An 18,148-nucleotide genomic window follows, 5' to 3' on the forward strand; every position below is an offset into this window, starting at 1 on the left:
CAGGTTGCGGACCCCGTCGTGACCGTAGACATTACCATCCAGCTACATAACACCGTCCCCTGCGGCAACGGTTGCATTAAAGCATAACCGTGCGGCCACCTTCACCCCAAAATACGCAAGAAGAGTATCTTTTGCAAGATCACTCCCATTGATTCAACAGCTCACATCATGAACCAGGAAAAAATAGAAATTATCGACTTATGCTCCATCCATCGCGATATTGCCCGCTCCTACCTGGATGAGTTTATTCAAATCTATGAATCTGTTTTTCCAGATTCCATTGAGCGCGAGAATTCAGAACAGTGGCGGCAATCATTTTCAGAATTTTCACCCTCGGTTACCCAGATCAATATCGCAATTGCCCTCAATCAAGAACCGAATCAGGAAACACGTGTAATAGGCGGATTTGTATTTAAGCACTACCGGAAGAGTGGCTGGGGATTGTGGACTCATCTTGCCGTGAAGCCCTCTCATCAAGGAAAGAGCATCGACACACGTTTAATCAAATATGTGGCTGATTCGTTGGAAATACTCCTCTTTGCTGAAACAAGAGATCCGGAAAAATATCCCGATATAGATGAAAGAAGAAAAGCCGAGGAACAAATCGCTCGTTTTACGGGATTGGGTGCCAGGAAAATTGACATCCCCTGCCTGCCGGAGTTGAAAGAAAAACAGGGCTATCATTCTTTGCTGCTGTGTTTTCCGAAAAAGCCAGATCTGGAATTTATTGATAAAGAATATATTGCACCATTTTTGCTTGAATTCAATGAAGCCATTAGCGCCGGTGAGCCCGAGCCAAATGCCGATATCATCAAAATAACACAGGATTTGCCCAAGGAAGTTAAGCTGAAGAAATTAGCAGCAAGAGAAATACCGGTGCTGACTTTAAAAGGCGAATCCATTTTAAAAGCCGCATCGGTTTGTCTCCATTTTGTCGAGAGAAAGGCAAAATGTAGTGATTCGGAGCCTGACAGGGTCTTCGGATCAATGGAATTGGATTTATTGAATTACCAGTTTCAGGTGAACCCGCCGCTGATCAGTAGACATATACTCGGAGAAGGGAATCCCGTTAAGATAATATTTCCGCCATCATTCCAATATACCTCTGAAGGGCGAGCTGAAGCGCTTATTTGCGATCAAAGAGAAAAAATCGTCGATGGCATGCTTAGCATGACTGAGTTTAAGCATAGCAAGATAAGAATATGGCATTTGACACTATCAGCTCAACATTCTCCGCTCAACGAATTCGAAATCATCAAACTTATCAGTCTCTACGATGGGCGATCCGAAAACACGGGTCCATACGTGGAACTCTCCGAAAAAGATGCTGCTTCTGAAAAAAAGAAGCTTGCTAATGAGATAAGGTTTATCCACGGCAACGAGGAACTTTCGATAATTGGATTGATTAGCAAGTTGGTGGCTAATTCCCCTAATTGTGGAGGCCCCTCATCCCAACATGAAAAGCTCGAACTTAAAAGTGGAACGATTCAGCTTCTGCTAAAAAATGAAGAGACAAAAACATTGTTATGGAATGCTATCAGGGCGCGGTCAAAAACTGAAGAAAGCGTCAAAAATGAGCAAGGTTCCGGGAATAATCCTCATGAGGCAACTCGCGCTGTAATGGCCGAAAATGGCCTTCCAGCAAAAATCCTTCAGGCATTGTCGGGAATAACCATCGGAATTTTTGATTTTGGCGAAACAGATTTTGAAGAAATCGTGGATACATTTGAACCATCGTTCGAAGATGGCAGCGTATTTATAAAATTCAATCGATGCACGCTTTTATCCATAGCACAGGATGATCGTGCCTTTGAAACCTGCAGGAAAACGATTGGTATCAGCCCCTATCTGATTATTCCTCACGCGGTTCTCATCCATAATGAAGAATTGGTACTGATGGCGGAGGAAGCAATACGATCAATGCAAAAAAAGGAGTCTTCTATTCGGCCAGTCCTTAGTCTGGGCAAACTGGAGACGGCATATAACGCCGCCGCCGAATATTTGCATAGCTGGTATTTACCGATAATTTTTAATTATCCAACCGAAACTATATTATTCAAGCAGGGTAAAAAGAAACGCGGTTCCACTCAGAAACACAAGATAGTTCAATCACAATTAGTGGAACTTCAAAAACAGATTGAAGAAACCTGGCTGTTACGTCGCGGGATTGTGGGCGGGTTTATTGCGAGCCTGGTGGCGTTTATTTCAGCAACACAAGGTACTCAAACCATACTTACCATGCTGGGTATACACGATACAGGCATTCAGCATGTGTTCGGATTCTTTTTCTTTGCTCTGGTACTGGTGTTGTCGCTGATAGGGCTAAGATTCAAGAAATAACTAGATTCCAAGTAGTGCTCTTTTAAAATTGGAGTTTACCGAAGTGTATCGATAATTGCCTCAGCGGCAGCACGGCCGGTTTCAGCAGCACCGTTCATATAGCCCTGAAATTCTGTACTGCAATGCTCGCCCGCAAATAACAGATTGCCAATCCGGTGTCCAATTTCGCCGTTAAATTGAGTCCATTGGCCCGGCCGAAAGCAGGAGTATGCACCCAGCGAAAAAGGCTCTGAAGGCCAGTGAATGCGAAGGCTGGTGTTTGAAAGATTTCCAGCGAATCCAGGAAATACCTGATCGAGAGCGCGGGATAATTCTTGAGTGCGTTCCTCGGTGGTGCCGGCACCTATCTCTATGCCGGGTTTGCCGCCAAGATAGCAAGTGTATGCGCCGATAGATCCTGCCTGCAATCGACTCGCATCCCAACCCGTCTGAAATGCTTCGTCGGAATAGCATTCGCCGCTATACCCCTGCTCCCGCCAAATTCGCTTGTCGATGCCTATCACAAGTTTTGCATTGGTTCCATAACCGAGAGTACGAACCGCACTTCGCTTTATGGGCGGTAGCATGTCCCCCATCTCAACGTCTCGCAACAACGTAAAAGGCAGCGTCAGGACTACCCAATCCGGATCAGCAGAAATCGTTTTGCCCTGGGTAGTGAAGGTGAGACGAAACCCCTTGCCATTCGGCCGTACTGAAACTAACCGATGCCCAAATTGAATGTCTTGCCCGATGCGTTGCGCGAGCTCATGTGTGATGCGATTATTGCCGCCTTGAATTTTGAAGCGCTGGTCACTTTCACCAAAAATCTTGAATCCGTCTTTCACGGTTACATCAATCATGGACAAAAGATTGATACAAGAAAGCTCGCTCGCATCCAGGCCATACTCGGTTACATAGGCGACATTGATCAAATCGAGAATCCAGCCGCTGGCGCCGATTCGATGAAGATATTCTGACAACGAAATGGCATCAAACTCCGCGTCGATGCTGCTATGCGCCCTGGCGGTAATATTCGAGGACAAGCGCGCCGCATCACTGGCAATTTTTATTGCAAGCGGTCTGAATTCGGCGATTACCTGCTCTTCGCTATAGCAGCGTTTATTGAAAAAGAACATTGTCTTCAGGTTACGTTCATTTTCCATTTCGGTATCGAGCAAAGGGAGTCCGAACGCTTTAGCCAGAGCGAGCATGTCAAGATGCGTTGAGTCGATAAATTCACCCCCCAGCTCCGTTATCAAGCCTGGAGCGATATCGCCGTGAGAGGTGCGTATTCGTCCGCCAATCCGTTGCGACGCTTCATATACAGTGGCCTGATATCCAGCCTGGCGCAATACATACGCTGCGTTAAGCCCGGCAATACCCGCTCCTACGATGGCGATGCGCGGGCTTTCTTTTTTTACGCTGGCCAGTATCGGTGTTGCGTAGGCGGCGGTCAATGCGGCAGCTGAGCGGAGGAAATTTCTTCGCGATCCCGAGTAATCCGCATTGGCCTGCAACTTATAGCCCCGATCAGAACTATTCAGGGCTTTTGAAACCAACCGGAATAATGGGCTTCGCCCCGGCCTGGAGGGAGGGTTTGGAAAATTTTGCGTTATCACTTTGATTCCTGGATCGTCTGGTCAATCAGTCAGCTGAGGCCCGCTGTACCCCGCATCAATTTGCCGGCGCAAATGGTAGCCGTGATAATCCGGTGAGTGGGCAGATCGGCATGCACGGCATCCCGCACAGCCATTACCACAAAACTCATGTGCCAAATTCGGCGCCAAATTCCGCAGCAAGATCGCGGAGCAGGGAGCGGTATACCGTGTTCATATATTCCACTGCCTCAGGGATTCCCGACTGGGTTCCCGACTCCCACGAGCCGGACCATTCCACAAACGTCGTGTTGTCCGCCGTCAACGGCAGCAGATGCAGATTGCCGATGTACTCATGAATCTCCTGCGATGAAATGGGAGACGGCCCTTCATCCATGGAATACATCATCCGCTTCTCGATGGCGCTGTAGGCGATCAATGTATCCAGAAACAGTCCGTTCAACAGGCGCTTCGCACCCACGGTATAGCCATCGCTTTTCCCCACCTTCTCGCACGAAACAATCACGGATGGCGCCCAGGAAAATTCATGAAAGTCGCATATCCGCGACCACACCCGTTCTATCGGAGCGGGAACGATGATTGAATTGTAGACTTTGGGCATGGGTTCTCAGGTAGGTAGAGAAAGCAGCTCGCAACAAGCTCACGTAGCAGGCAAAATCAAATTACTGGCATCATGCCCGCTCCCCGAACTTCAGCAAGTTACCGTGGGTATCAATGACATATAATTCCTTCATGCCCCAAGGTCGAACGACCGGCGGCCGTAACGCCAATCCCCTGGCGCTGAAATCCTGAAATAGCCTGTCCGTATCGGCGACGCGGACATAACAACTCGTATTCTCCGCTATGTGCCTGTCGGAGCAAAGCCAGAAATGAATCTCGGCACCGTCACGGCTTACGATGGCGTACTCGTCCATTCTCAGCGCTTCAATAAAACCCAGGCGTTTCGTATAAAAGGCGATCGTCTCGTCTATGTCAAGCGATGCAAGAACCGGAACCGTGGATTGGATAAGATGAGTCATAATTACATCTGTCGTGTGAAATAACAGCATCCAAGCCTGGCTCTCCAACCAGAGAGAAGATTAAGCGTTTTATTCACGTTCATTCTACATTTCCTACCTGTAATAACCTGCATTTCAAGCTGCCCCGATCAGTATTCGACGACTTTTTCGACCGAGAATAACTGCATCTATCTACCCCGCAAACCAGAGATAACTGCAAATGAACCTGCACTTATCCGCTCCGACTTGTACACACATTCCCGCACAGTTGGTGTACTCCCCTACTGGTTAACAAATGAATGTATCGAGACAGTTCCTAAGTTCGTCCGCTATTCGCTGATTCGCGATGCTGGCATACGCTGACCATCTAGATGCAGGACAAGACTTTCAGCGCGGCCCCCATCATCGACTTCGAAGGTAATTTGAGCGTCCACTCCCTTACTAAAGAAGTCCCGCTCTCCCTCCGGAAAAAACTCGACTTTTTCGTAGCCGGTTGCTTGCACGAAGAGATGATCACCCTCCCGCGTTACAGTCAAGATGAAGTCCTCTTGCCAATGATAGCGGCCTACATAGCCATCGTATAAACATGGATCGATGGCCATTGCGATATGCTGCTTGGGCGGGGGAGAGAGAGGTATTTCTGGATTGAGCAGATGATATCCAACGTTTTCGACGCCAGCGGCGGATGTGTTTGAAAGAACTACGACACCCACTTTCTCCTTCATCAGGAAGCCGATAAACGAGGTATATCCGCCGGTGACGCCATTGTGCCAGATCATTTCATCCTCGCCGCTTTTCATGATCCCCCAGCCAAGTCCCCATTCGCTGTGCATTCCGGTAGGCCGCCGTACTGCAAGTGTCGCATCAAGCGCGGGAGCAAGTGGTGTCTGCTTTATGCCAAGTGCCATCTCCAGGAAAGTCAGCAAGTCGTTCGCCGTTGAGCGCAAGCCTCCCGCGCCGGCAAATGTCGTCAGATCCCAGTTTGGAACAGCTTCCGATGCCAGGTTGTGGCCGGCGGCAAGCCTCGCCTTCATCTCAGGCGAAAGAATGATAGCGGTGCTCTTCATGCCCAGGGGCGTGAATATGCGATTTCGAACGAGAGTTTCGTAATCTGCTCCGGCGCGCCATGTGAGCGCTTGCGCGAGGAGCGCATATCCCAGATTGGAATATGCCCATTGCGCGCCGATATCGCGCGTCAGCTGATGGTTCGAAAGGAACTGATAAAGCTGCTCGATGGAATAATCAGCATAGATATTAACCGGGTCCGCCGCGGGGGAAAAATTATCGGGTATTCGCGGCAAGCCTGACGTATGTGTTGCCAGATCCGCTAATGTGATCTCCTTTCCGCCGCGTTGCGGTACCACCATCTCTTCAGGAAGATGTTTCGCAATGGGATCGGCAAGCTCGGCCTCACTGCGCTGAGTCATGTCGGCGAGCAGCATGGCTGTGAAAATTTTGGTGACGGAGCCGATTTCAAAAACCGTATTCGCATCCACGAAACGAGGGCTGTCTTTACCGGAATGGCCGCGAGCGACGATACGGCGTCCTTCCGGCCCCACCAATCCGACAACGATGCCAACGCGTTGTTTACGGTTCTCGATCCGCTCCGAAATAATGCGGCGAATTTCTGAATCTGCCGGAAAACGAAAGTCGGATGAAGATTGCACTGACGCAGTGACCGCCATTAAAAACACGCCTCCTGCAATCAAGCACCTCATTTTCGCTTCCATAAAAGCTCCATTTGTTGGACTCGATCTGCAACCTCGCGAAACGTGGGCGCAAGCCGCATTCCATCACTCCATAATCTCTTTCCAATATTCAAATTCCAGCTAAACTATTGAGTTTATACAACGGGATACCGAGAAAAACAGTCAGGAACAACGGATTGATGATCACGATGTTGATGGATTGCATGGCGGCAATACCGCTTTCCGGATGGAGCCGGGCGAGCACCTTCATCACGGAATTCGAAAAGACAAAGAAAAGTCCCGCCATCAGCCCGCAACCCAGCACTGCCAGGAACGTCAACGGAAATAGCAGTTCATCAAGTGTCATGGACGTGCCCCGGATCGCCGGCGTATAAACAGGAATGCCTGACCGTCATTCAGTACGCCCCCTTCAGGCTATACTATCGATAATTACCGGACAAGCCAACCCTTGCAGCCTGATGCAGGCAGCAGACTCTCGACAATCAACCGGTTAATCATTCGGAGGAAACAGCATGGACGAGAAAACGAAACCGCACCTGGTCGGTGTCAATCACATCGCGCTTGAGGTCGGGAATATAGACGAAGCGCTGGCCTTCTATGCCCGCATCTTCACGTTCGAATTGCGGGGCCGTGGCCGGGGCGCCGCCTTCATCGACATGGGCGATCAGTTCATCGCGCTGACTGAAGGGCGATCACAGGGTGCGGACGACGACAGGCATTTCGGCCTCGTCGTCGATGATCGTTCCCACGTGCGGGAACTCGCCGAAGCAGCGGGCGCGAAGATTCTCGAAGGCAATACCCTGGACTTTCTGGACCCATGGGGCAACCGCATTCAAGTCGTCGAGTACCGCGATCTGCAATTCACGAAGACACCTGCCGTGCTGAAATTCATGGGCCTGGATCTGGACAAGAGTGAAGAGGCAAAAGCGGAGCTGCGTAAGAAAGGAATCGAGCCGTAAGGAGCCAAGGCACAGGTTCCGTAAGGTGCCGCGTGATTTGAGGTGGGTTTTCAAAGTGGCCCACGGGGAGGTGTGAGGCCCGCTTTTTTATTGCATGCCCAGCGTATCAAAAACCTGACTCTTGTGCGATACTACGCGCGCGCCAGGTTCAGGTCGTAAGAAAATCGGCGATTGCAATGAATACGTGCTTAATCGGTTTGACGTTGTCTGGTTTGATTTGGCTTGCTTTCTGTCCTCGTTCACCTGCGGCCTGCTCGTAAGGAATCCATGAAAACATTCCCGCTCGCCTTCCTCCTCCCCCTCTTGTTGGGCATGACGGGGCCTGCTCATGCGCAGGAGTCGAAATGGCAGATGATCAGCGAGGAGGCAATATCGCTTTACGGGAAGGGTCAGTATGACCGCGCGGTTGCGGCGATCAAGAAGTCGCTTGCCCTGGCGGAAAAAGCAGTGGGGCCCGACCATCCCAATACAGCAACCAGCCTGAACAACCTTGCGGAACTTTACCGCGACCATAGTCACTACGCTCAAGCCGAGCCGCTCTACAAGCGCGCACTGGTAATCCGGGAAAAATACTTTGGCCCCAACCATTTCCTCGTGGCGACAAGCCTGAATGGCCATGCGGAACTCTACCGCGCCCAGGGCCGTTACGCGGAGGCCGAGCCACTTTACAAGCGCGCCCTGGCGATCCGGGAGAAAACCCTCCGCCCTGACCATCCCGATGTGGCCCAGACGCTGAATAACCTTGCGGAGCTCTATTGCATACAAGGACAGTATGCCTCGGCCCAACCCCTCTACGAACGTTCATTGGCGATCCGGGAGAAAGCACTCGGCCCCGATCACCCCACCATGGCAACGGGCCTGAACAATCTGGCGCTGATCTATCACACCCAGGGCCAATATGCGCAAGCCGGGCCGCTCTACGAACGCGCCTTGGGAATCTATGAGAAAACACTCGGCCCTGGGCACCCCAATGTGGGAACAAGCATGAACAACCTTGCGGTGATCTATCACACCCAGGGCAAATATGCGCAAGCCGAGCCGCTCTACCGGCGCGCGCTGACGATACGGGAGAAAACACTCGGCCCTGACCATCCCGATGTAGCGAGGGACTTGAGCAGCCTTGCGGAACTCTATCGTATCCAAGGCCAGTATGCCCAAGCCGAGCCGTTCTATGAGCGTTCGCTGGCAATTTTAGAAAAGGCCCCCGGTCCCCACCGTCTTGACATGGCGACAAGCCTGAACAACCTGGCGTTCATCTACCACACCCAGGGCCGGTACGCACAGGCCGAGCCGTTCTACCAGCGCGCGCTGGGAATTTTCGAGAGCACCCTCGGCCCTGACCATCCCAACGTGGAAAGGAGCCTGGACAACCTTGCAAAACTCTACCGTGCAACGGACCAGACCAGCGCAGCCGAGAAACTGGGCGTACGGCTGGCAAGCTTCCGGGCCACCCCGCGATAACTCCAGGCGGTAACAACTTCGGTTACTGGCGTTCCTGAGAAACCATCACAATCGCCGTTGCCCCCGTTTTACACTCGTGGCATCCATCCGCTTGATTCAAGGTTGTCAAATACAAAACTGATGCACTTTTTTATCAGCCGTGCAGCTGCTCTGGCATGGCTACTGCTGATGATCACCGGTTGCGTACATACCGTGCCATTCAAGGATGCGGCGGGCCGCACCCTGCCCGGCAGCATCGCGAGCATGGAAACCGTGCCCATCGGCGGCATATTCCAAAGCATCTGGCTACGCGCCGTATCCCAATCCAGTCCGGCGCTGATCATCCTGCATGGAGGACCCGGCACCAGCGAATCGGCGCTCTTTCGCCACTACAATTCCGCCCTCGAACAACATTTCCTGGTTGTGTACTGGGAGCAGCGTGGAGCCGGACGCTCGTTCCATTCCGATATCCCGCCGGCATCCATGACCATTGCGCAGTTTGTGCACGACCTCGACGAAGTCGTGGAATGGGTGAGGCGGCGTTTTGACAAGGACAAGGTCATACTGCTGGGTCACTCCTGGGGCACGGTACTGGGTGCGATCTACGCTGCCCGATACCCGGAGAAAGTGTCGGCTTATGTGGGCGTTGCGCAGATTGCCGATGTACCGCAGACTCGCCAGCTCTCCTACGAGTTCGCTTTTTCGGAGGCAACGAAGCGAAACAACGCCAGTGCGGTCTCGGAATTGAAGGCCATCGGCCCACCCCCCTATGATTCAGTAGATGAGAAGTTGACCATCGGTAAATGGGTCGAGCGATTCGGCGGCATGTTCCACGCTGACCTTTCCACAGGAAAGCTTATTTGGGCGGCCCTCAACACCGATGAGGCCAACCTGATCGACCTCGTCAAATTCGGACAGGGCAACCGCTTTTCCCTAATAGCGCTTGAGGATGAAATCTCACGCCTCAATCTGAGCGAGCGCTACCAATCCTTCGACGTGCCCGTATTTTTTCTGCTTGGACGGCATGACCGGCATGTTCCGGCCATCCTGGCCGAACAATATTTCGGGACGATCAAGGCGCCGTACAAGCGCCTTGTCTGGTTCGAGCAATCGGCGCATAACCCGCCCTTTGAAGAACCGGCGAAATTCAACCAGGTATTGATTGAAGAAGTGCTGCCCCTATCAAAGCCAAATAAACATTAGAGAAAATTCGAAAAATGGCGCCCTGCTTTCCCGTAAAGAAAAGCAGCTAGAAGCGGCCAAGAGCGCGCCTGTCAAATACATGTATTCAAAGGGTAAAGGTCCTGCAATAAACCCTCCGTACAATTCAGGATTTCATACGACCCTGGATTTTATGCCTATCCTCACTGCGCAAACCATGAATAACAGGCGATTCTCAAAAAGCATAAAGAAGGAAATGACGGAATACGTGCTTTATATCAGAAGCACGGCAGGCACTATCGAGCGTAAAAGCAGCTACCCCATTTTCTGGTGCTATGAGTGGCTTGTCCCTTACGCGCATGAAGAACCACTCGTCGGGTGGCCTGAATCCAGGGTGTTCTGGGCAAAGGAAATCGGGCCCAGCGTGGGTATCGCGCCAGTTGCCTCGCCTGTTTCTACTCCCCCAGCTCCCCCGGATTAATTGCCCAGACATTCACGTTCACATCAACTACGGACACCTGTCGATACCAAAAGCGTCGCTCTCATTCTTTCGCCAGCAGCGCCAGCTCATTCGTGCATCGACGATACGCCACGAGTTATCGGGCTGGCGCTCCACGATCACCTCAAGACGATGGCCACGTACCGAATCGTCCAGCAAATTGTCATTAATGGCCACGAAATGATAGCGGCCCGGGTGCTCGCCGGGGCCGTGCCACAGGAGTGCGCCCACACGCTCCGCTCCCCAGGATGCGAAGTTCCGCACCAGGAGCACCGGCTCGCGTGGCCAGCTCTCTCCACGACGAACGGCCTCGGCGACCCGCTCATTGAATTCGGTGAACGGTTGTGGCCGAGAGGCGTGCACGGGCACTGCTATGGCGGTCGCAGCCGGATTGGCAGGCAGTATCTGGGCGGCGCAGCCCGGCAATAGCAGCGCGCAACTCATGACGACGACTCCAGTGAAATGGGTAGTCATTTTCATGATAAAAGCGCTCCCGGTAAGAAATATTGCTTGGAACGCAGCTATGTCAATCGCTTACCAGCCTTTCAACGGCGGTGCGCTGCCCAGCCAACCAGGCCCAAATCAACCAACCGCATGGCATAGGTCTCGGTTCCGGAATAGACGCTACCGCGCCGCCAATTCCGAACTCACCGCCACGCACAGCGTTCAGTGCGCTAATACCTGCATCATTCAGCGTTATGGAACAAAGTTTGCCGGCGTCAGTAAGGCTATATGACAATGAACCATAATTCGCTCCAGATATCAGATCGTTATTCCCGGCTGTAGTAGCAATATTCAATCCATTGTCAGAGTGGGCACTTGCTGTTCACTTTAAGAAATTCCATGTCACTGGACACGCCGCAATGAAATCAAACTTTTTGAATCGTGAACCCATATAGCCACCGCCGCGGCTGCTTGATCCTTCGGTATGTCAGAATCGGTGGCAGGCGCCTTCACAGGCGCTTTGGCGGGATCTTCCCAGATCCAGGCATTACACATCAAAGCTGAACCGCAAACCGCTCGCGCAGCGTTTTGCCAAGTCTCCTGATCAAGATTGGGAGCACAAACCAGGATTACCAGAGCTTCGGTCCTGTCCTTGACAGTGCATGGTTTGGAAGTCGCAACTGGATCGGCTAGCGCGCTCATTCCCACCATCATGAAACACATCAGACTAAACCACCTGAAGCAATATTTCATTGTCAATTACTCTCTTCAATAATTGATATGGGTGCGATACCCATATCAATTGCTTCAACGGACGATTGACATCCGGCGGATACTTCACGCATGCTCAGGGTTATTCTGAAAGCATGATCACGTAATCGCCAGTAGCCTCCTTCAGCTTTTCTTGTATCTTGTTTATCCATGCAGAAAAACCACATAGACTCGCCATAAAAATTGATCTTTGATTATATGTCGAGTCTATGGCTTAACGCGGTGTGATACGCTAGAAAATTAGCATACCTTGCTTTTTTTCCGGCGACTCATCCCCGCCAAGAGACCGATAGCAACCAAAGCCAATACAGATGGCTCCGGGACCTGATTCGTCGGTGGAGTAACAGAAGCAATAACCTTCGCAGCCAATACTGGAGCGAGGCTGTTAAAATCGCTGACAGGCACTACCCAGCTGCCACCAATCGGATTAGGGATGTTGCTCGCCTGGTTTACAGCCAAGATGGTAGCCGGAGTAGGAAAAGCCATCGCAAGCATGTTGTTCAATGCAGATTGACTCGAAACCCCGCTGCCGATGGCTTCGATGGAAAGCGCATCGATACCCGCTGCCGCCGCCGCTAGTGAGGCTGCCTCTGCATCATTTTGAGAATTAGGAGCGCCATCGGTTAGCAGATTGATAAGAGACTTGGTATCTGCCGCACTAAACACCGAGGAACCGGTCAGCAACGTGGTCATACTGGTGATGGCTGCCGCAGTATCTGTGCCGCCACCGAGCTTGCTATGGCTGGTAATGGCAGCTTGGATAGTTCCCAAACTGAGTGCAGTGAGAATGGTTGGGGAAACAACGGTAGCAACGGAACTACCATAGTTGACTATACTGATCTCCACACTGCCATCCACGGGGAGGCCAGCCAATGCAGAACTTAATCCGCTACGCATTAAATTGTAATTGCTCGTTGAGATACTCCCCGACGCATCCAATATGAACCCAAGCTGGGTAATGGGCACTGCCCAGGCACCAGAAGATCCCATCGCGAGAGAAAAGCTTAGCGTGAGTATGACAAATAGTTTATTAATTATTTTCATGGTACTGTCCTCTTGAATGTAGAAATATTTTAATTTTTGATAGCGAATCTGAACAGATAACTGTTGAGCTTCAAAAATGTTTAAGCAATATCCGTGCCATCTTTAGAGAATTCTCCTTAGTCCCATGACTTATAGTTTTTATTCAGAAAAATGGCTGCAAAGCTACGCGCTGAACTGTAAGTAAATCTGACATATTTTCCAAGCGAGCGGATCCATCCCCAAGTACAAATTCCATCCGGCTGTACTATTATGAATACATCTTCCGACAGGCAATTTGGGGTTTATCATGAATAAGCCGGGCAGCGGGTTCTTTCCTCTAACACCGGCATGGGATGGGGCACGTTCCGAATCAGCGCTTCAGGAGATGGTATGACTTTGGCGAAAACCGCATCATGGATGCTGACGATATCGCTCTGCATCGGGGTGCCCGGAGCTCGGGGGCATGATGAACACGACCCCACGGGAACCGCCCCGCGCGAAAAACTGGGCGAGGTAAACTTCCCGGTCAGCTGCAGCACCGAAGCGCGGAAGGAATTCAACCGGGGGATGGCCCTATTTCATTCCTTCTGGTTCTATCCGGCTATCCAGTCGTTTGACAAAGTGCTCCAGCATGATCCTCAATGCGGCATGGCATACTGGGGCATTGCGATCATGTCCATAGGCAATCCATTCACATGGCCGCCCACCCCGAAGGCATGGAAGGAAGGTGCATCCGCCGTGGCCAGCGCTCAGCGCGTGGGTGCCGGGAGCGAGCGTGAACGCGATTATATTGCCGCGTTGGCCGCATTCTTCAAGGATTGGGAAACAACCGATTACCGGCCACGGCTACTGGCCTTCGAGGAAGCAATGAAAGGCGTGGCAGCACGCTACCCACACGATACCGAAGCACAGATCCTCCACGCTCTCGTGCTCAACGCTGCAGCGCTGCCCACCGATAAAACTTTCGCTAACCAGCTTAGAGCGGCAAATATCCTGGAGCCGTTATTCAGGAAGTATCCGGATCATCCGGGCGTCGCCCACTATCTGATCCACACCTATGATTATGCCCAGCTGGCGGAAAAGGGACTTCCCGCAGCCAGAGTCTACGCCAGGGTCGCACCTTCGGTGCCACACGCACTGCACATGCCATCACACATCTTCAGCCGGGTTGGCCTCTGGCATGAAATGGTGGAAAGCAATCGCGCCTCTTATCTTGCAGCCAAGAGCGAACTCAAGGAAACGACCCTCGGCATTGGTGCGTATGATGCCCTGCACGCCATGGATTACATGGTTTTCGCCCATCTCCAGCAAGCGCAAGACCAGGCAGCCAAACGCCTTGTGGACGAAGCTACGTCGATTCGCAAGGTCAATGTGGAAAATTTCCCGGCCGCTTATGCCTTCGCCGCCATTCCCGCCCGCTTTGCACTAGAGCGCGGCGACTGGAAAGGCGCTGCCACGCTCGAGCTGTCGCCCGCCGGGCTGACCTGGAGCAAATTCCCGCAGGCTGAAGCGGTCCTTGTCTTTGCCCGCGGCCTGGGCGCCGCGCGCAGCGGAGATATCGCGGCCGCCCGCAAGGATATCGCACGACTGCAGGCACTCAAGGAAACGATGACGGCGACTAAACTGGATTATTGGGCGGGTCAGGCCGACTATCAAATTCAGACAGCCAACGCCTGGCTTGCTTTTGCACAGAGTCGAAACGACGAGGCAGTGCGGTGGATGCGTGCCGCCGCGGAAGCTGAAGACGCAAGCGACAAGCACCCGGTGAGTCCGGGTAATGTCGCTTCTTCTCGCGAGCTGCTGGGAGAAATGCTGCTTGAGCTCGACCGTCCGGCAGAGGCATTTGCCGAGTTCGAGCAATCCCTGAAGCGCGATCCCAACCGCTTCCGCAGCATTTACGGTGCCGCTCGCGCAGCGGAGGCGTCAGGCAACCGGAAGGAGGCTCGCGACTATTATGCCAGGCTCCAGATCCTGGCGGCCGATCATGATACCGCGCGTGATGAACTGGCCCAGGCCAAGGCCTTTCTCGGGAAACAGTGATTGCGGCAACCGCCTCAATCAATTCCCCACGCCAGATTGGCAGGTAATTCTTTTAAGAAAGGAAAAATCATGTCTCAATATGACCCCGACAAACTCGAACACCCCTCTCGTCGCTCGGCAAATGACCTGCTTACCAATACCAGCGAAAGCGTAGTGCAAGACGCTTTTCAAAGTCAGTGCCAGTGCGATCATGACCGCGAAGTGCCCGAAGTCGATCTACTGTCTCCATTGACCATTCGCGGCGTCACTTTCCCCAACCGCATCGCAATGTCGCCGATGTGCATGTACTCGGCGGAGGATGGTTTTGCCAATGACTTCCATCTGGTTCACCTCGGCAGCCGGGCGATGGGCGGCGTAGGGCTGGTAATCGTCGAGGCGACGGCAGTCACCGCCGAGGGGCGCATCTCACCTGCCGACATGGGAATCTGGAAAGACGAACATATCGAGCCATTGGCCCGGATTGCGCGGTTCGTGGAGACGCAAGGCGCCATTCCCGGCATCCAGCTCGCTCACGCGGGGCGCAAGGCCAGTTGCGATAAACCATGGACCGGCGGGCACAGCCTTAAAACCGCTACCGAAGGTGGCTGGCCGGTTATCGGGCCCAGCCCCCTGCCCTTCGACGCGGGGGACCCGATTCCAGCGGCCATGTCGGAAGCGGATATCGGGCATTGCATCGACGCCTGGAAAGCCGCCACCAAACGCGCGCTGGCGGCAGGCTTCAAACTCATCGAGCTTCATGCCGCTCACGGCTACCTGATGCACGAGTTTCTCTCGCCCATCAGCAACCAGCGCACCGACGAATATGGCGGTAGCCTCGAGAATCGCATGCGGCTATTGCTGCGCCTCGCCGGACGGTTGCGCGAAATCATCCCTCATGACCTGCCTTTCTTCGTGCGCATCTCCGCAACCGATTGGACCCACGGGGCCTGGGATATCGAGCAATCGATTGCGCTGTGCAGGGAGCTGAAGGCGCTGGGCGTGGATCTGATCGACGTCTCCTCCGGCGGCGCGACTCCCGATGCGAAGATTCCCGTATCAAGGGGCTACCAGATTCCTTTCGCCCGGCGTATCCGCGAAGAAGCAAAAATCCGCACCGGCGGCCTGGGTATGATTACCGACCCGCAGTATGCGGATGAAATCATCACCAGCGGCCAGGCAGACCTCGTTTTTATCGGGCGGGAGCTGCTGCGAGAGCCCTACTGGGCCATCAAGGCACAACACTCCATGGGGGAGGAACCAGCATGGCCGACCCAATATGGCTATGCGGTGAAACGTCGGGCAAAATAAGGGCGGGAATACAAGAAGTCCGTGATGGAAAAAGGCTTGATAGCTCGCGTTACTTGCGACCAATGGATTTCACTCAAAAAGCTATTATTCATTATTCTTTATAACGATGGGAATCGCCGTTAGCAGGAAACCGCGGTCTGTCCCCAATGCTGTTCCAATCAGATAGTTACATGATCGTCTGAGCAAAACTGCCGGATACTACTGCCTTTTACAAAAGCAGCTTAAGTGCGTTACCGCACAGACCGCTTTCTGATCCGCGTTTATCGTTCAAACTCGCCCTTTATTTCGATTAGTTTTTAAAAATAGAATGTTCTGGCGAGTGTGTTTCCTGAAGATGAGATAGGAGGTCACAAATGAAAACGAAATTATTCATGTCAGTTGTTCTACCCGCTACGATAGTATTCGCAACCTCGGCTTTTGCCGAAAAAGAGGAAAGAATTCCGTGGGCGGATGTACCGCCTGCAGTTCAGAAAACGATAATCGATCACGCAGGCGGTGGAAAAATTGAGGAAATTGAGAAGGAAACGAAAACACAGCACGTTCGAATCCTTCATTTCGATAGCGACAAAATCGTTACTGTTTATGAAGCTGAGGTAGAAAAACCGGATGGTAAGGAAATTGAGATCAGGGTCGACGAAAATGGCAAGCTCCTCAAGATAAAACATCTGTAGCGTCCGTCAAATGAACCACCCCCGCGCCAAGAACGCGGGGTATCAAAAGAAAGAAAACCAATAGGGTCAGACTCTGCGAAAAATGGCGAAAAATGGAAAAATGAATGGAAAAATGGGGACAGACCACGGTTCTCCACTACTCTTGAAATAATTTATCCGATTCTGGTTCCAACATTTTGCGTGGCCGTCCTGGTTTTCCGGGTATTACTCGTTTTCCTATGACTGACGACATTTGCACGGCGAAACGTTCATTACCAAGTGGGGGGAAATGGGGACAGACCACAATTCTCCGCTACTCTTGAAATAATTTATCTGATTCTGGTTCCAACGTCTTGCGCGGGCGTCCTGGTTTTCCGGGTATCACTCGTTTTCCTATGGCTGACGACACTTGCACGGCGAAACGTTCGTTGCCAAGTATAAAATTGCCATTTGTGGCTCGCCGGATTTCATCCATCAATGGCGGCTCCAATTCGTGGCGAAATAACGCGCGGTATGCTGCCTGTCGGGCTGCGGCATCCAGACCCAACATCTCATAAAGTGAATGTGGTTCACCAAGGCATCAACCTCACCCTGCGCGTTCGCCCGGTAACTTGACCAACGATATTCCGTCGGATGCGCTACCATGCCCGCCCGTACCGGATTCAACTCAATGTAGCGTTGGCAAGCCAACAAATAGATTTCGTCTTGTATCAAACAGGAACGGAATCGTCCTTCCCAGAGCGTCCCGCTTCGCTGGTAGGTGCGATTTACATACTGCACGTAACACTGACCCAGTACCTTCATTAACAATCCCGGCGCTTCGACCCCATCAGCCGAAATCAGTAGATGTACATGGTTAGTCATCAGCACATAGGCGTGAACCTGGCATCCTGTCTTACTGGCGTGCTCGGCCAACCAGTCCAAATAGACGGAGTAATCCTCGTCAGCGAAGAAGCAAGCTTGGCGATTGTTGCCGCGCTGGATGATGTGCAGGGGAATATTGGGTAAGACAAGACGAGCTCGGCGCGGCATGGTGTGACTTCAGTAAGGAACACTGGGTGAGTCTAGCAGAAAACAGTGGTCTGTCCCCTATTTCCGGTGAGCGAAATAGATTGATTGGATGCGAAGAAGCCAGCGTGGCAATAATTGCCATGCTGGCTGATGTACAGGGGAATATTGGATAAAATAAGAAAAGTTCAACGCGGTATGGTATGAATTTAGTAAAAAGCCCG

Annotated in this window: 18 protein-coding genes; 8 read left to right on the forward strand and 10 right to left on the reverse strand. The window is 52.2% G+C overall.

Going from position 1 to position 18,148, the window contains the following annotated elements:
- Window positions 1-168: 168 nt before the first annotated feature.
- Window positions 169-2,340, forward strand: a complete 2,172-nt coding sequence (locus BLR00_RS11115) for a hypothetical protein (RefSeq protein WP_074632577.1) — start codon at window positions 169-171, stop codon at window positions 2,338-2,340.
- Window positions 2,341-2,375: 35 nt separating this feature from the next.
- Here the strand turns inward: BLR00_RS11115 and BLR00_RS11120 are convergent, their stop codons facing one another.
- The 5 genes from BLR00_RS11120 to BLR00_RS11140 all read right to left on the reverse strand — a co-directional run bounded on the left by BLR00_RS11120 (window position 2,376) and on the right by BLR00_RS11140 (window position 6,988).
- Entirely contained in the window at window positions 2,376-3,938 is a 1,563-nt protein-coding gene (locus BLR00_RS11120; RefSeq protein WP_176759973.1) for a flavin monoamine oxidase family protein, read from the reverse strand.
- A 145-nt stretch (window positions 3,939-4,083) separates the two neighbouring features.
- Window positions 4,084-4,536, reverse strand: a complete 453-nt coding sequence (locus BLR00_RS11125; RefSeq protein WP_074632582.1) for an SRPBCC family protein — start codon at window positions 4,534-4,536, stop codon at window positions 4,084-4,086.
- Window positions 4,537-4,606: 70 nt separating this feature from the next.
- Entirely contained in the window at window positions 4,607-4,954 is a 348-nt protein-coding gene (locus tag BLR00_RS11130) for a bleomycin resistance protein (protein ID WP_074634273.1), read from the reverse strand.
- Between the two features lie 308 nt (window positions 4,955-5,262).
- Window positions 5,263-6,651, reverse strand: a complete 1,389-nt coding sequence (locus BLR00_RS11135; protein WP_218124329.1) for a serine hydrolase — start codon at window positions 6,649-6,651, stop codon at window positions 5,263-5,265.
- A 100-nt stretch (window positions 6,652-6,751) separates the two neighbouring features.
- Complete coding sequence (locus BLR00_RS11140; protein ID WP_074632585.1) at window positions 6,752-6,988, reverse strand: anthrone oxygenase family protein; 237 nt, start codon at window positions 6,986-6,988, stop codon at window positions 6,752-6,754.
- Window positions 6,989-7,154: 166 nt separating this feature from the next.
- Here BLR00_RS11140 and BLR00_RS11145 point away from each other — a divergent pair, with 166 nt between their 5' ends.
- The 4 genes from BLR00_RS11145 to BLR00_RS11160 all read left to right on the forward strand — a co-directional run bounded on the left by BLR00_RS11145 (window position 7,155) and on the right by BLR00_RS11160 (window position 10,683).
- On the forward strand, window positions 7,155-7,601 hold the full coding sequence (locus tag BLR00_RS11145; protein WP_074632588.1) for a VOC family protein: 447 nt from the start codon (window positions 7,155-7,157) through the stop codon (window positions 7,599-7,601).
- Window positions 7,602-7,868: 267 nt separating this feature from the next.
- Window positions 7,869-9,062, forward strand: a complete 1,194-nt coding sequence (locus tag BLR00_RS11150) for a tetratricopeptide repeat-containing protein (protein ID WP_074632590.1) — start codon at window positions 7,869-7,871, stop codon at window positions 9,060-9,062.
- A gap of 102 nt (window positions 9,063-9,164) precedes the next feature.
- Entirely contained in the window at window positions 9,165-10,244 is a 1,080-nt protein-coding gene (locus tag BLR00_RS11155) for an alpha/beta fold hydrolase (RefSeq protein ID WP_256324123.1), read from the forward strand.
- Between the two features lie 151 nt (window positions 10,245-10,395).
- A complete protein-coding gene (locus tag BLR00_RS11160; protein WP_074632594.1) occupies window positions 10,396-10,683 on the forward strand; it encodes a hypothetical protein in 288 nt (95 codons plus the stop codon).
- 27 nt (window positions 10,684-10,710) lie between these two features.
- Here BLR00_RS11160 and BLR00_RS11165 read toward each other — a convergent pair whose 3' ends face one another.
- The 4 genes from BLR00_RS11165 to BLR00_RS11185 form a co-directional block, all read right to left on the reverse strand.
- The gene (locus tag BLR00_RS11165; protein ID WP_143007651.1) at window positions 10,711-11,181 is read right to left on the reverse strand and encodes a hypothetical protein; all 471 of its coding nucleotides are present in this window, start codon (window positions 11,179-11,181) and stop codon (window positions 10,711-10,713) included.
- A 366-nt stretch (window positions 11,182-11,547) separates the two neighbouring features.
- Window positions 11,548-11,898: a hypothetical protein gene (locus BLR00_RS16730; protein ID WP_176759974.1), complete on the reverse strand. Its 351-nt coding sequence runs from the start codon at window positions 11,896-11,898 to the stop codon at window positions 11,548-11,550.
- 2 nt (window positions 11,899-11,900) lie between these two features.
- The gene (locus BLR00_RS16735) at window positions 11,901-12,068 is read right to left on the reverse strand and encodes a hypothetical protein (RefSeq protein WP_176759975.1); all 168 of its coding nucleotides are present in this window, start codon (window positions 12,066-12,068) and stop codon (window positions 11,901-11,903) included.
- Between the two features lie 88 nt (window positions 12,069-12,156).
- Entirely contained in the window at window positions 12,157-12,960 is an 804-nt protein-coding gene (locus BLR00_RS11185; RefSeq protein WP_074632605.1) for a VWA domain-containing protein, read from the reverse strand.
- 369 nt (window positions 12,961-13,329) lie between these two features.
- On the opposite strand from BLR00_RS11185, the gene BLR00_RS11190 reads away from it, so the two are divergent.
- From BLR00_RS11190 to BLR00_RS11200, 3 genes are all read left to right on the forward strand, one after another.
- Entirely contained in the window at window positions 13,330-14,979 is a 1,650-nt protein-coding gene (locus BLR00_RS11190; protein ID WP_074632607.1) for a tetratricopeptide repeat protein, read from the forward strand.
- 69 nt (window positions 14,980-15,048) lie between these two features.
- Window positions 15,049-16,266, forward strand: a complete 1,218-nt coding sequence (locus BLR00_RS11195) for an NADH:flavin oxidoreductase/NADH oxidase (RefSeq protein ID WP_176759976.1) — start codon at window positions 15,049-15,051, stop codon at window positions 16,264-16,266.
- Window positions 16,267-16,619: 353 nt separating this feature from the next.
- Window positions 16,620-16,937: a PepSY domain-containing protein gene (locus tag BLR00_RS11200; protein WP_074632610.1), complete on the forward strand. Its 318-nt coding sequence runs from the start codon at window positions 16,620-16,622 to the stop codon at window positions 16,935-16,937.
- A 453-nt stretch (window positions 16,938-17,390) separates the two neighbouring features.
- Here BLR00_RS11200 and BLR00_RS11205 read toward each other — a convergent pair whose 3' ends face one another.
- Complete coding sequence (locus BLR00_RS11205; RefSeq protein WP_256324124.1) at window positions 17,391-17,948, reverse strand: transposase; 558 nt, start codon at window positions 17,946-17,948, stop codon at window positions 17,391-17,393.
- Between the last annotated feature and the right edge of the window lie 200 nt (window positions 17,949-18,148).

Source organism: Nitrosospira multiformis (genome assembly GCF_900103165.1).
GTDB classification, from domain to species: Bacteria; Pseudomonadota; Gammaproteobacteria; order Burkholderiales; family Nitrosomonadaceae; genus Nitrosospira; species Nitrosospira multiformis_D.